This is a genomic window from Corynebacterium tuberculostearicum (assembly GCF_046097255.1).
Taxonomy (GTDB): domain Bacteria; phylum Actinomycetota; class Actinomycetes; order Mycobacteriales; family Mycobacteriaceae; genus Corynebacterium; species Corynebacterium tuberculostearicum_J.
In genome coordinates this window covers 1,757,935-1,771,879 of record NZ_CP175770.1, presented here as the reverse complement: position 1 = coordinate 1,771,879, position 13,945 = coordinate 1,757,935, and the positions used below count along the sequence as shown (strand labels likewise).

The 13,945-nt window shown below is 59.9% G+C and carries 12 protein-coding genes; 1 reads left to right on the top strand and 11 read right to left on the bottom strand.

The genetic code is table 11. The features are described 5' to 3' along the window. Positions 1–29 precede the first annotated feature (29 nt). Positions 30–815 (top strand): precorrin-3B synthase, encoded by a 786-nt coding sequence (locus tag ACKFRY_RS08425; protein WP_408922215.1) that lies wholly within the window; start codon positions 30–32, stop codon positions 813–815. Between the two features lie 13 nt (positions 816–828). On the opposite strand, the gene ACKFRY_RS08420 is transcribed toward ACKFRY_RS08425, so the two are convergent. The 11 genes from ACKFRY_RS08420 to arc form a co-directional block, all read right to left on the bottom strand. After that, positions 829–1,575 (bottom strand): SDR family oxidoreductase, encoded by a 747-nt coding sequence (locus ACKFRY_RS08420; RefSeq protein ID WP_408922214.1) that lies wholly within the window; start codon positions 1,573–1,575, stop codon positions 829–831. Further along, the gene (locus ACKFRY_RS08415; RefSeq protein WP_408922213.1) at positions 1,575–2,702 is read right to left on the bottom strand and encodes a M24 family metallopeptidase; all 1,128 of its coding nucleotides are present in this window, start codon (positions 2,700–2,702) and stop codon (positions 1,575–1,577) included. Before ACKFRY_RS08415 ends, ACKFRY_RS08420 begins: the two co-directional genes overlap by 1 nt. Before the next feature lie 32 nt (positions 2,703–2,734). Beyond that, positions 2,735–5,551 carry a DEAD/DEAH box helicase gene (locus tag ACKFRY_RS08410; RefSeq protein ID WP_408922650.1) on the bottom strand — a complete coding sequence of 939 codons (2,817 nt, stop codon included), beginning with the start codon at positions 5,549–5,551 and terminating at the stop codon, positions 2,735–2,737. A gap of 21 nt (positions 5,552–5,572) precedes the next feature. Beyond that, positions 5,573–6,667: a twin-arginine translocase subunit TatC gene (gene tatC, locus ACKFRY_RS08405; RefSeq protein ID WP_408922649.1), complete on the bottom strand. Its 1,095-nt coding sequence runs from the start codon at positions 6,665–6,667 to the stop codon at positions 5,573–5,575. A gap of 108 nt (positions 6,668–6,775) precedes the next feature. Next, complete coding sequence (gene tatA / locus ACKFRY_RS08400; protein ID WP_034668719.1) at positions 6,776–7,039, bottom strand: Sec-independent protein translocase subunit TatA; 264 nt, start codon at positions 7,037–7,039, stop codon at positions 6,776–6,778. A gap of 98 nt (positions 7,040–7,137) precedes the next feature. Continuing rightward, a complete protein-coding gene (locus ACKFRY_RS08395) occupies positions 7,138–8,094 on the bottom strand; it encodes a helix-turn-helix transcriptional regulator (protein WP_408922648.1) in 957 nt (318 codons plus the stop codon). A gap of 2 nt (positions 8,095–8,096) precedes the next feature. Then, entirely contained in the window at positions 8,097–9,083 is a 987-nt protein-coding gene (locus ACKFRY_RS08390) for a helix-turn-helix transcriptional regulator (protein ID WP_408922647.1), read from the bottom strand. A gap of 36 nt (positions 9,084–9,119) precedes the next feature. Then, positions 9,120–10,499 (bottom strand): Pup--protein ligase, encoded by a 1,380-nt coding sequence (gene pafA, locus ACKFRY_RS08385; RefSeq protein WP_408922254.1) that lies wholly within the window; start codon positions 10,497–10,499, stop codon positions 9,120–9,122. 38 nt (positions 10,500–10,537) lie between these two features. After that, complete coding sequence (locus tag ACKFRY_RS08380; RefSeq protein WP_005329640.1) at positions 10,538–10,729, bottom strand: ubiquitin-like protein Pup; 192 nt, start codon at positions 10,727–10,729, stop codon at positions 10,538–10,540. A 44-nt stretch (positions 10,730–10,773) separates the two neighbouring features. Beyond that, positions 10,774–12,306 (bottom strand): depupylase/deamidase Dop, encoded by a 1,533-nt coding sequence (gene dop, locus ACKFRY_RS08375; RefSeq protein ID WP_408922646.1) that lies wholly within the window; start codon positions 12,304–12,306, stop codon positions 10,774–10,776. Next, a complete protein-coding gene (gene arc / locus ACKFRY_RS08370; RefSeq protein WP_408922645.1) occupies positions 12,303–13,868 on the bottom strand; it encodes a proteasome ATPase in 1,566 nt (521 codons plus the stop codon). The genes dop and arc overlap by 4 nt, the downstream gene beginning before the upstream one ends. Between the last annotated feature and the right edge of the window lie 77 nt (positions 13,869–13,945).

Here is a 13,945-nt window from a genome sequence, read left to right as displayed (position 1 = left end):
TGCAGCCGCGGCAGGTTAGACTAGTGCGCATGTTTACTCCTGCGCTTTTTGAAGACCCCAAATACGGCACGTGCATCCGCATCCACGTTGCCGGCGGCAGCACCCACGCCCAGGACTGGGTCACTTTGGCGCAGTGCGCCAGTGCTGGTGCGGATGGGTATGTCTACATCGACCGGTTCTCCGCAATCGAGTTGCGCGGCATTAAGGATGCGGAGGCACTCATTCAGCAGCTCCAGGAGTTGCAATTGCGCGCCGCGGCGACGCCGGTGCTGGCTTCGCCTTTGTCGGCGGAGGCCAAGCACACGGCCCAGGACATCGCGGCTGAGCTGGGAGCGGCGGAAGGCGGTCCCGGACTGGCCGTTATCGCCCACGACGACGTACCGACCGGCGCGGCCGCAGTCAGCCTTAGCATCGACGGGGACGGAGCCCTGCGCCTTGAGCATTCCCCGCTTGGCGACGCCCCCTCTGCCCCACTGACTCCGCATGCTGCCGCCCGGCACTATGAGGCGGTGCTCCAAGGCGCCGAATCCCTAGAGCATGATGTCTCCGCTCTGGCAGAACCAGGCCCCATCGGCTGGTTAGATGATCATTTGCCTGCGGGCGTAGTTGACCTCGGCGCGGGCGTGCACCGCGGCGCCATCCCTGCTGAGTTTGCGCAGCTCATCGGCCAGTTAGAGGTTGACATCACCGTCACCCCATGGGGCGGATTAGTCTTTCACAATATTGCCGAGGGTGACGCCGAAGTGGTACTGCGCGTACTCGCCCCACGCGGTTTTATCTTCGACATCAACTCTCCCCTGCTGCGCGCAGATTAAAAGAACTCAGGATCTAGCGCGGCATGTGCCGCCATATTGGGCGCGGTACAAGCCGCATGACCCACGCGAGGCACTGGAGGGCGCGAGGAATCCACACGGTGCGCGAACGCGGCTTACCGCGCCGTGCATCGCGGTCAATACAACCGACAACTGCCTCGGCCACATCTGCCGGACGCACAGAAAGCGGCGCCGGCTTCATTCCTTCGGTCATGCTGCCGATGACAAAGCCAGGACGCGCGGTAATAAGGCCTACCTGGCTGCCGTGCAGCTTGTCCGCCAGCCCCTGACAAAAGGCATCAAGACCGGCCTTGGTAGATCCGTACACGTAGTTTGCCCGGCGGGCCCTCCAGCCTGCTATCGAGGAAAAGGCGATGATATGGCCGCGGTCCATTCGCTGGGAAACCAGCGTAAGCAGTGAAATCTGCGCGGCATAATCGATTGTGGCGATGTCGACCGCGTGGGAAGCATCGCGTTCTGCCCGCTGCTGATCGCCCAAGATGCCAAAGGCGACGACAGCAAGCTCAAGGGGGCCTGCCAGCTCTATGGCGCGATCGACCACACCGGCGTGGGACGGAAAATCTGCGGCGTCGAAATCGAGCAGATGCACGCTGCGCGCACCCGCCGCCCGGAGCCGGCCTTCCACGTCTTCCATACCGTGGGTGCCACGAGCGGCGAGCACAATATCTTGGCCTGGGGCTACTCTCCTAGCGATTTCTCCGCCGATATCGCTGCGGCCTCCCAGAATCAGTACGCCAGCCATTAACGGACGTCACGCGGAGCTTGGTTCAGGGACTCGTAGCCATCGTTGGTCAGCACCACGATGTCTTCCAAACGCATGCCCCACTTGCCTTCCAAGTAGATACCCGGCTCAATGGAAAAGGCCATGCCCTCTTCCAAGGCGAGATCGTTGCCTTCCATGATGAAAGGCTCCTCATGCGTCGACAGGCCGATGCCATGTCCAGTGCGGTGGACAAAGTAGTCGCCCCAACCGGCTGCCGAGATCGCCTGGCGGGTGATGGCATCGATGTCTGCGGCGGTGCTGCCGGGGTGGGCTGCGGCGCGGGCGGCAGCTTGGGCGTCGGCAAGCACGGCATAGGCATCCTGGAAATCCCGCGGAGCCTTGGAAATATCCCCGCCCACTACGTAGGTGCGGGTGCAATCGGAGTGGTAGCCGGAAGGCAAAGTGCCTCCGATATCGACGACGACTGGCTCGCCCTCAGCCAACTCGCGATCCGAAAAGCTATGGTGCGGGTTGGCGCCATTCGGGCCCGAGCCGACGATGACGAAATCGATAACAGAGTGCTCCTGCAGGATGAGCTTTTCCAGTTCGTGGGCGACCTCGGCCTCAGTACGACCGGCCTGCAAAAGCTGTGGAACTTGCGCGTGGACTGCGTCGATGGCATGGCCAGCCTTGCGCAGCTCAGCAATCTCAGCCTCGTCTTTGCGGGTAAAGAGTTCGGCCAGTGCGTAAGTGGCCAGTTCATAGCTGGCGTGTGGAAGCAGATCTTGGAAACGCAGCACGTGGTCTGCCGTCAGCGACTGTCCCAGCGCTACCTTGCCTAGTCCGTCGCCTGCGCCACGCAGTGCAAGCTCATAAGGATTTTCTCCGTCATTCCAGCCACGCAACTCCACATCCAGCTCACCTACTGGAGCAGCCTTGATATCGGTGATATCGGTATTGGGCGCGGCGATCCATGCATTGCCCTGCTGCGGCACAACCAAGACCGTCAAGCGTTCGTGGGAAGAAACCCAAGAGCCGGTGAGGTAGGCAAAGTCTGGCCCCGTGCCAATGAGGAGCAGATCGATGCCCTTGTCTGCAGCCGCCTTTTGGGCGGCGTGCAGACGCTGGGCGTAGACATCAGCGGAAAAAGTCTGAGTATCAGTCATGCCCCAGAGTCTACTCGTCCGCGCCGCGGATTTTAGGCGCCAATGGCTACGACACCGCGCTGAATTGCGTCGATGGCCCGGCGGGCGTTGCGCTGAATTTCGCCATCGTACCCCGTTTTAGCCACTTGTTGCAGCAGGTCGATGACTTGGCGGCACCAACGGACAAAATCACCCGGGGTGAGTTCGGCGCCGGCTTCGTTTGCCGCAGCCATGCAGTAGCCCAAGGGTGCGCCGGCCGCCCATTGGTGTACCGCCAAGGCGAATCCGGCTTCCGGCTCTCGGGTAGGTGGCAGCCGGTGGCGCTGTTCATCAGCGGTAAGTTCGGTGTACACGCGCCACGTGGCATTCATAGCGTCAGCCATGCGCTCGGTGGCTGCTTCCGGTTGCCCACTGGTGGCCTTGCGGTTTTCGAAACAGCACAGGGAGGCAACGCCGGCAAGCTCTGCGGGATCGAGTTCATCCCAAATTCCGCGCTTGAGGCATTGGGCGACGAGCAGATCGGATTCGCTGTGAATTTTGGCAAGGCGTTCGCCTTCTTCGGTGATGACCGGCGTGCGGTCCGCGCCAGCCCCGGTGAACTCAACGTAGTCCATTTCTGCGAGGAGATCCACGATGCGTTCGAAGGTGCGGCCCAATGTATCCGTAGCCTTATTGACCTTGGATTGCAGCTTGTCCCGATCGCGCTCGCGCCGTGCAAGCTTTTGTGCCAGGCCCGCCAGCTGTTCGCGGTCAGTAGCCGGCCAATCGTGAGCTGGATGAGCACGCAGTGCGTCGCGCAACTGACCTACCCGCTTATTTGGCCGAGCGCGGGTGTGCGACTTCATGCGCTTGGGCCGGTCGAAGTGTTCGCGGTGCAAGACATCTTGCACATATCGGGTATTGCGGCGCGGATTCTTGCGCACCGGCTTGGGGATCTTGATGCTACCGACTTGGATCGGTGGGTTATTGATTCCGGTTGCATCGATACGTCCCGACCACCCGGACTCAGTGGTAATCCACGGGCGGGGATCCGCGGTTTGGTTAGCGGGAGTAACAACCGCGGCGAGAATTGGACGCTTCTTGCCGGGCATGGCAATAACATCGCCCAGCTGCAGGCGCCCCAGTACCGCGATAACCTCTTGGTTTCGTTGATTGGCACTATCGATTTTTGATTGCTTTTCCTCCGCTGTGAGCTCGCGGCGCAGGCGGACATAGTCCATGAGAACCTCGGCGGGATCTTCCCCGTCTTTAGCAGGTGGTGCAAGCGACGCCACGGCATCATCGAGCTGGTTGCGCAGCTCGCGCACGCGATGTTCCGCGCGTTCAATCTCGCGAGTTTCCTCCACGACGGAGCCATCGGCCTGGAACTGTGCGAAGGACTTTTCCAAAAGGCGGAGAGATTCCTCGAAACCAAGCATTCCCAGCAAATTGATCGCCATATTGTAGCCCGGTGCAAAAGTGGAAATGAGAGGATACGTACGGGTAGAAGCAAGGCCAGCTACTTGACGCGGATCCATGGCGGGTGCCCATTGCACAACTGCATTGCCCAATGTATCGATGCCACGGCGTCCTGCCCGGCCAGTCAGCTGCGTGTACTGGCCTGGGGTGAGATCGACGTGCGCCTCACCATTGAACTTAATGAGCTTTTCTAGCACCACGGTGCGCGCCGGCATATTGATGCCGAGAGCAAGGGTTTCGGTTGCGAACACGGCGCGGACGAGCCCGCGTACGAATAGGTCTTCCACGATATGCCGGAAGGCGGGCAGCATACCTGCATGGTGCGCGGCAAAGCCACGGGACAGGGCTTCGCGCCAGCGTTTGAAGTCTAGAACCTGCAGATCTTCTTCAGGGATACCTTCCACACCCGCATCGACAATGTCTTTAATCTGCTGTGCTTCCTCTTGGGAGGTAAGCACCATCCGGCTGCGCAGGCACTGATAGAGAGCGCCATCGCAGCCTGCACGGGAGAAGATGAAGGTGATCGCCGGAAGCATGTCCTGCGATTGCAATACCTTCAATACCTCTGGGCGGCCCAAGGGGCGATAGCGATCCTGCTGCCGGGCGGCGCCGGAGCGTCCCCTTCCCTTACCGTGGAATTCGCTGCGTCCGCCGCCCTTGTGACGGGCGCGGGCGCGAAAACCTTTGCTGGACTTATAGTCCGCGCGACCATCGTCCGTATCGCCGGCTTCGAGGCGCTGGATCCTACGCTCTAGCTCGGCGTTGACCTGGCCGCCAGATTCTGGCTCGAAGAGCGGATAAATCTTGCGCCCCAGCATCATCCATTGGTCGAGCGGAACTGGGCGGTGTTCGGAGACGATGACGGTGGTATCGCCGCGCACGGTAGAAAGCCAATCGCCGAATTCTTCCGAATTGGACACGGTAGCAGATAGGCCAATGATGGAGACATGATCCGCGAGGTTGAGGATGACCTCTTCCCACACTGCGCCGCGGGAGGCATCAGCCAAAAAGTGGATCTCATCCATGACCACGTGGGTCAAGCGATCGAGGGCCGCGGATTCTGCGTAAATCATATTGCGCAGCACCTCTGTGGTCATGACGACGATCTCAGCGTCAGAGTTGATCGATACATCACCGGTGAGCAGGCCTACGGCTTCTTCGCCATGCTCTTCCACCAAGTCGTGGTACTTCTGGTTGCTCAAGGCTTTAATCGGCGTCGTATAAAAGCACTTGGTTCCCCGGCTCAGTGCCAAGGAAACCGCAAATTCACCCACGATGGTTTTGCCGGCGCCAGTCGGCGCGCAGACCAGTACGCCGTGACCGTTTTCCACGGCCTGGCAGCCCTTTACCTGGAACTCATCCAACGGGTATGGCAGGGCTGCGGTAAAAGAATCCAGATGAGTTTCAGTCATGACTCCCCAGGCTACCCGTGCCTAAAGGACATCGTCGAAAAAGCCGCCGCTTGTCGACGAAGTCCCACTGGCACCAGTGCTCCATGTCTGCTGCGGCTGCTGCTGTGCCTGTTGTACCGGCTGTGAAACGGGCTGCGAGGGCCCCGGTGAAGGGTTTACTCTGCTCGGCGCCTCGACAGGGGTTGGCCCGCCGATGGCTCCTGGTCCAGCGCCAAGCGGCGAAGCAGTCTCATCATCGAGATCCATCCACTCGGGGCGTTCGCGTTGCATGCGCTTGTCGTGGAGGCGGCAGAACTGGAATGCGATCTCGATGAGCAAGATGAGTGAACCAGCCAGTACCACCATCGAGAAAGGATCTTGGCCTGGGGTGACGAAGGCGGCGAAGATCATCACGATGACGATGACGAGACGTCGCTTGTCCTTGACGTGCTCATACTCGAGTACGCCAATGAGATTCAGGGACACGACAAGCAGTGGGATTTCAAAGCTGATGCCGAAGATGAGAAGAAGGGCTAAGAGGAAGTAGAAATAGCGCTCGCCGGTCAGGGCCGCTGTTTGATACTCGGCGCCGATTCCCATGAGGAATTCCAGACCAACGGACAAAATGAAGTACGCCAACACTGCGCCGGCAACGAACAGACCCACCGCGGCGCTGACAAAGCTCAACGTGTAGCGGCGCTCGTTCTTATGGAGACCAGGCACAACGAAGGCCCAGACCTGATACAGCCACACCGGCGAGGACAATACAGTGCCGGCCAAAGCGCCTACTTTCAGGCGCAATAGGAGCATTTCAAACGGGCTGGTGGCCAATAGACGGCACTCACCGTCCGCGCTGAAGGATGCTCGCTTATCGGGGGGCAGCGCACAATACGGCTCTCGTAGAATTTCACCCAACGGAGACAGCCCAAATGGTGCTCGCTGGTACCAAATGAACCCAATGATGGCCCCGACGACAACCGCTAGCACGGAAATAATGATGCGGCGGCGCAGCTCCTGCAGGTGCTCCACCAAGGTCATCTCCCCGGTAGGGTTCTTCTGCTTGCGCGAAAAGCGCAGCTTACCCTTCACGCTCTTGCTTGCCTTCTGGGCAGGTACAGGCTGTGACTGTGACGACATCAGTGTGGCTCTTTCAACGCAAAGAAGCGAACACTTCCCTACTGCACGGATTGCGGATGCATATCCGCGCGCTGCAGGGGTGTTCGCGCGACGACAGGTTAGGGGCGTTTACTGCTGAGTATTGGTGTTGCTCTGCTGGCCCGGCTGCATGTCTGGTCGGTTCCAGAATTCCTCATCGGACTGCTGCTTCTGGTTCAGCTGCGCCTGAGACTGAGAACGCTGGGCATCCTCGGAATGCATCTCATTGACCTCAGATTTGAAGATGCGCGCGGAACGGCCAATAGAGCGTGCCAATTCCGGCAACTTCTTTGCACCGAATAGCAAGACGATGACAAGAACAATTGCGCCAATTTCCATAGGCCCTATGCTCATGGAGAAACCTCTTTTCAACTAGTGCACCAGCATGCCGGGAAGCATCACCGCCAACTTATCTGCCGGCGGGCGGGCGCAGTAAACGGGCAAGTAACTGGCTACTGAGTATAGCCGCTCAACGCGGTGTTTCCTCGCTCCGCAATGAGATTTACTACGGATTGAGGAGCCACTACCCGCAACCTATCAGCTTGACCAAGGGCAAAGCGAATAAGCCAATCCACTGATCCCATAGGCATCGTTGCAGCTACTTCCCCATTTCCTAAGTCTTCACCCAGCCGCATATCGTAATACTCAGCCAGCCACGTGAATTCTTGGTTAATTGCTAGTTGCACGGTGTCCGCATCGCCCAAATTAAAGGGTGATGCGGCATCAAAGTCGAGATCTTTCAGGTGCGGCTGGGATTTTTCCTCCACGATACGAGCCTTACTAATGCGGTCGATGCGGAAGGTGCGATGCGCTTGCTTTGCTTCCTCCCAAGCGGCCAAGTAAGGCTCGGAATCGACGATGAAAATGCGGGCTGGGTCCACCACCCTCTCGGATTCAGCATTTGAGGAAGCACTCCAGTAACGCAGCCGTACCCGCTTTCTTTCATTGACGGCTTGGGTCAAAAGCGCCTGGATATCCGTCTCTTCAGGGGCTGGAGTAGACAGCGACTCATAGATGGCGACTGTCTTTTCATCCATGATGCCGCGCAGCTTAGCGGCTGCGGATTCGACAGCGTGGGCGTCGATTAGCCCGGGCATCGCCTGCAAGGACTCCAAGGTAAGGAGCAAAGCACCGGCTTCCGTTGGGGTAAGCCGCAGCGCTTGGCTCAAGCCCTGATCGTTGTGAATGGTTACCCCATCGCGATAACTGAAGGTGAGATCAATGAGATCCTCGGTATTGCGCCCAGTGCCGGAACAAAAGAGCCGGTCAAGAGCATCCTTCAGTTCGCCAGGATCCATACCCAAATCTTTGGCCGCTTCCATAGGCGTCTTGTCGGGATGGTTTTTAAAGTATGGAATCAGGTTCAAAGAGCGCACTAGCGCCTGGAGCTTTAGCGATCCGTCAGCCATGTCTAGCCTTCCTCCTGCGATTGTGACGCCTTGCGTAAAAGGGAGATGACCTCTTGGCGGACCCCGGCTGGTTCGAGCACCCGTACCTCTGGGGCGTAGCCGGCCGCAGTGCGCACGACCCAATCCTTATCTACCTTCTGCAGCAATACCGTGCCATCGGGTTGTTTCTCGCCAGCATCCATGAGCTCCCTCGCCTGCCCCTCTGGGATGACAAGGCGCGCATCGATCTTCTTCCCGCGTTGCAGTGCACGCTCTACTAACACCTGCAGGTCTTCAGTTGGGCTGGTGTGCTCCGCGGGATCGTGCGAGCGTTTGATGTCAGAGACGCGGAGGGCACGAAAGACGCGCGGTTCGTTGCGGCCCACATCGAATCCTACGAGGTAGATGCGGCTGTCCCGGTTGACCACTCCCCAGGGGTCCATGACACGGCGTACCGGCTCAGTAGCCGGATTAGCACGGTAAGAAAACGTAATGCGGAGCTGATTGCGCACCGCAGCAAGCACCGCGGTGATGATTTCTGGGGCGAGTCGCGTGATGTCATTGACCGCCGTGTATACCGGTGCGCCTGCTAGGTTGCGGGAGGCGCCGCTAGCAGCAATCTTCGTCCATCCCGACAGGGAAAAATCGCTTAAGCCGCCGGTGGTACCCACGCCTCCTGCAATGCCTAGAACCATGGCCTCCTCAGGGGAAAACTCCACCGGAGGAAGCTGGTAGCTGCTCGGGTCCAGGCGATAGCGCGCACCGCTTTCGCTACCGGAATGAACAATGGGCACCCCGGCGCGCTGGAGGGTTGCGATATCTCGTGCCAGTGATTTGGCGAAGGCTTCGTCTGATTTATCGCCGTATCCTGCTACATGACGGCGAATCCAGGAGGCGGTGCGGTCCGGGCTACCGCCGGAGTTTGCGGCGCCCTGTAGCGCGAAAGAGAGGTTGGTGAGTCTTTCTACCGCCTCATCATGCCGTTTCGGCGCGGGGTTGTGTGCTGCCACGTGTTGTGTTGTCTCCCTGGTGCGGCTCGTGTGCTTCTAGCTGTGGTGTAGACGCATATAGTCTAGCAACGCCTCGACCCGATCATCGTCGGCTACGAAGGGGTCTAGGAGCTCCTCGGTGCGTGGCTCTGGGCGGTTGACCTTGAGGCGCGTCCAGTCAACGGTGACGTTGGCCCCGAGGCTACGCGCAGCGGCAAGGAACTGGCCGCGCAGCGCAGCACGGGTGGTGGCAGGCGCTGTGACCATGGCTCGTTCGATTTCGGAGTCTGTGATCCAGCGTTCGATAAGGCCCTTGCGCAGCAAGACATGGTAGAGCCCGCGGCTCGGCCGGATATCGTGGTAGGTCATATCAATCTGGGCGAGCTTGGGGTGTCCCCAGTGACCGCCTAGCCGTGCGCGGTAGCGCTCGAGCAGTCCCAATTTAATGACCCAGTCGATTTCTCGGTCCACTCCGGAGAAGTCTTGAGTCTCTATGGCGTGCAGCGTGCGCTGCCAGAGATCCACCACGCGCCGCATTTCTGCCGTGGGAGTTCCGGCGTCTTCGCGTTCTTCCAACCATTGGGTTGCGCGCTGGCACAGTTGCTGTTGGACCTCGAGCGCGGTGACGGATCCCCCTCCTGCGAGTGGTAGTTCGGTCAAACCCGTCATATCGCGCGCGATGGCGCGGATATGGTGAATGGGTTTTTCGATGTCGAACTCCGGCAACTCAAATCCTGCCTCCAGCATTTCCAAGATGAGCAGCGTGGAGCCAACCTTTAGCGCCATGGTGGGCTCGGCCATAGTGGAGTCACCCACTATGACGTGCATGCGGCGGAAGCGTTTGGAATCGCCGTGCGGCTCATCACGGGTATTGATGATCGGACGCGAGCGGGTGGTGGCCGAAGATACGCCCTCCCACACCTGGTCCGCGCGCTGCGAGAGCAGGAATTGGGCGGGTTTATCGCCCTTTGCGGGCTGCACCATGCCGGCGCCGCAAATGAGCTGGCGGGTAATAAGGAACGGAAGGAGCGCCAGCCCCAAATCCTTGAGCACCATGTGGCGGCTGATGAGGTAGTTTTCGTGGCAGCCGAAGGAGTTTCCGGCTGAATCCACGTTGTTTTTAAACAGGTACACCGCGCGCGGGTGACTCTCGGCGGCAAAGGCCTGCTCTGCTTGTTCGCCCAGCCGGTTGACTATTGCATCGCCGGCGCATTCATAGGCTAGAAGCTGGCTCAAGCTATCGCATTCGGCGGTGGCTACCTCGGGGTGGGATCCGACGTCGAGGTACAGGCGGCTCGCGTTGGTGGAAAAGATATTAGAGGAAGAATGTTCCTGGACGATGGGCCGGAAAAGCACGCGCGCCACTTCATCGGGGCTCAGGGCGCGTTCTCCTGGGCCCGCGCTGGTGGTTAAGCCATATTCCGTCTCGATGCCCATGATGCGACGGGCGAAGACGGGACGCTGGTCACTCACCCTTACTGCCCGCCCTTTTGGACATAGGAGCGCACGAATTCCTCGGCGTTGTTTTCTAGCAGGCCATCGATCTCATCGAGCAATTCATCGGTGCCGGTGGTGTTGATGCTCAGCTGCGTAGAGGTAAATTCCTCATCGCCGGTGGAGTCATCGCCGCCATTGCCGCCAGTGACCTGGGACTGGTGAGTAGACATAGGGAGGAAGTCCTTTCTTTGGCTTCTGCCTAATTGCTTGGTTATCAATTACGGTACTCGGGCTGGATACCGCTGTCAGTGAGTCCCTGGAGGAGATCCTCCACCGTACGTGCGGTGTCGATGATCTCCTCGCACTGGGCGCGGGTCAGGCCGGTGGTCTCATCCATCGGAACCGTGGCCCAGGGTGCCGCGGTTGTCTCGCCTACCCGAACGGTGAGGCTTTGCCAGCTCGCGGCGATGATGTCCTCGCCGAATTTCTGCGTCACTCGGCCGCGGAAATACGCGCGGGTATCCTCCGGAGGGGTGCTGGCGGCGTCTTCAATCTCTGCAGCGCTAAAGAGCTGCCGCATCTGACCTTTACGCACCAGCGCGTGATGGAGCGATTTGGCAGGATCGATCTCCGCGTATTGCAGGTCAATGAGCCGCAGCTTTGGGTCTGCCGGATCGATACCGCGGTCGAGGTAGCCCTTGATCAAGCGATATTTCGCCACCCAATCCAGAAGGTGCGCGGCCTGCATCGGGTCCTTTGCCAGAAGTGCTACGGCCTCGTCCCAAGCCGCAAGCACCTTGTGGTCTGCGTCGGTGCGTGGGGTGACGCGAGCGCGGTATTCGGCGAGGATTTCTAGGGCGGTGAGCTGGCGGGCGTCGGCAAGCTCGAGGCGATGCTGAAGGGAGAGATCGCGGCTGACGCGCGGAACTTCCGCCACGGCATCCTGCAAGCGGAGATCGCTAAAGTCCACACCCTGCTCAATCGCATCGAGCACCAGCGAGGTCATGCCCAGTTTAAGCAGCGTGGAAGTCTGCGACATATTCGCATCCCCAATGATGACGTGGAGGCGCCCAAAGTCCGCGTGCACCGCATGCGGCTCATCGCGCGTATTGATGATGCCGCGATTAAGGGTGGTCTCCAGCGAAATTTCCTGCTCAATATAGTCAGCGCGCTGGGAAATCTGGAATCCCGGCTCCTCGCCAAACTCGCCGATCCCCATGCGCCCGGCGCCGATGACTACCTGGCGGGCCACGAAAAACGGGATAAGGGCCTGCGCCATGGTGTCAAAGTCCGTGGCACGGGAGTACTGATAGTTCTCGTGCGAGCCATAAGACGCGCCCTTGCCGTCCACGTTGTTTTTATAGAAGCGCAAGGCAGGGCACGTGTCATGGTTGGCAAGGACGGACTTTCCTTGCGCGCTCAGGCACGCTACGGACGCGGCGGCTTGCAGGAGCGTGGCGTCACCTGCGGCGTCGTAAAGCGTGGCGTCCCAAGCATTAGTGCATTCCGGCGCGGAATATTCTGGGTGGGCGTGGTCCACATAGAAACGCGCGCCATTGGCCGTGACCACATTGGCCACCCCGATGGCGTTGGGATCGACCACGGGAACTGTCTGGTAGCGCTTGAGATCGAAGCCGCGGGAATCGCGCAGCGGGTGCTCCTCGGCAAAGTCCCAGCGCGAGCGCGCCCCAGTGTGCAGCGCGGCATACGCTACCACGGCGTGCGTGGACGAAATGATGGGCGAATACTCCGGCAGCTCCGGGGTGGCAATGCCGTACTCGGTCTCGGTACCTACAACGCGGCTCATGCGCTCCTCCTAGCGGTCAGTAGCTCCACCCGCTCAACGCGGGCACTTGCATGGTCTTGGGAGATGATCTTGGTCCACTCCTCCGGGTTGGTAGAGGTGGGCACGTACTCGGATTCGGCGCGCTCGGCCGCGATGGCCTGGAGCAAATGCTGCTTGGCGATGCCCCCGTGGCGCCCGCCTATCCCCTGCTCACTGCCCGCACGCTGTTGCAGTTCGTCCTTAATAGCCAGCTTTTTGGCGCGGGAGAGGATATTGGCAATCATCGCGCCGGAGACAAAGTCCCGGTAGTGCAATACCTCGCGCTCGCCGCTGGAAAAGTGCAGCTGCACAAAGGGGCGATCAGCATAAAGCTCGTCCACCGCGGCGCCGATGAGTTCCTCTAGCGTGCCCTGGTGCGGCACGGATTCTGCAAAGTGGCGGGCAAAGATCTCGCGGGCGCCCTCTTTATTCGGGCGGTTGACCCGGATCTTGATATCCAGCCGGCCGGGGCGCATGATGGCGGGATCGATGAGCTCCTCGCGGTTGGTCGCGCCGATGACTATCACATTGGAAAGGCTTTCTACTCCGTCGAGTTCCGTAAGCAGCTGCGGCACCACCGTGGTTTCCATATCCGAGGACACGCCTGAGCCACGGGTGCGGAAGATGGATTCCATCTCATCAAAGAAGATGACCACCGGCCGGTCAGAACTCAGCCGGGCTAGTTCGCGGGCGCGCTCAAAGATGAGGCGGATGCGGCGTTCCGTCTCACCTACATACTTATTGAGCAACTCTGGGCCCTTGATATTGAGGAAGTAGCTCGGGGCGTCGCCGCCCAGTTGCTGCGCCAAGGAATGGGCCACGGCCTTGGCGATGAGCGTCTTTCCGCACCCAGGCGGGCCATAGAGGAGGACGCCCTTAGGCGGCTGCAGCTCGTAGTGGTGATAGAGGTCCGGATGGATAAACGGCAGTTCCACGGAATCGCGAATCTGGGAAATCTGCTCGTCTAGTCCGCCAATGTCCTCGTAGCGCACATCGGGGACCTCCTCAAGGGAGAGCTGGGAGACCTCCGTCTTTTCCACCTTTTCCAGCGCGATAGCAGCCTTGGGTTCGACCAGCACTATCTCGCCTGCTGCCACGCGGGTTTCCTGGCGCAGTGCCTGCGATAGCAGCACCACTTTTTCCTCGCCGGAGGAATTTGCCACGATGAGGCGTTTATCTCCTAGGCGCTCTACCGCGGTGGCGAGCTCGCCCGTGCGCTCGGGCGCGCACCCTTCCACCACTACGAAGCCATCGCCCAAGCGAACTTGCTGGCCTGCCACTAGGCTGCCTGGTTCCACGTTGGGCGAGACTTTTAGCTGCATCACACGGCCGTTGGTGTAGACCTCCGCGGTGGTTCCCACCTCGCTGTGGGTAGGCGAATAGCCTAAGAAAACGCCGTAGGTCGATGCCGGCTCAGCCAGCGCGTTAAGCTCCGCAAAAAGCTGTTCGAGCTTCCCACGCGATTCCTCTAATAAGCCCGCCAACTTCTGATTGCGGGCAGCAAGCTGGCTGATCTGCCGCTTATAGTCCGTGGCTTCATCCATGCCCACTACTCTAACGCGGCCCAGTCGGCGAAAGAGGGCAGTTGCGCTTTAAATTCTGGGCGCTGAGGTGAGCCTAT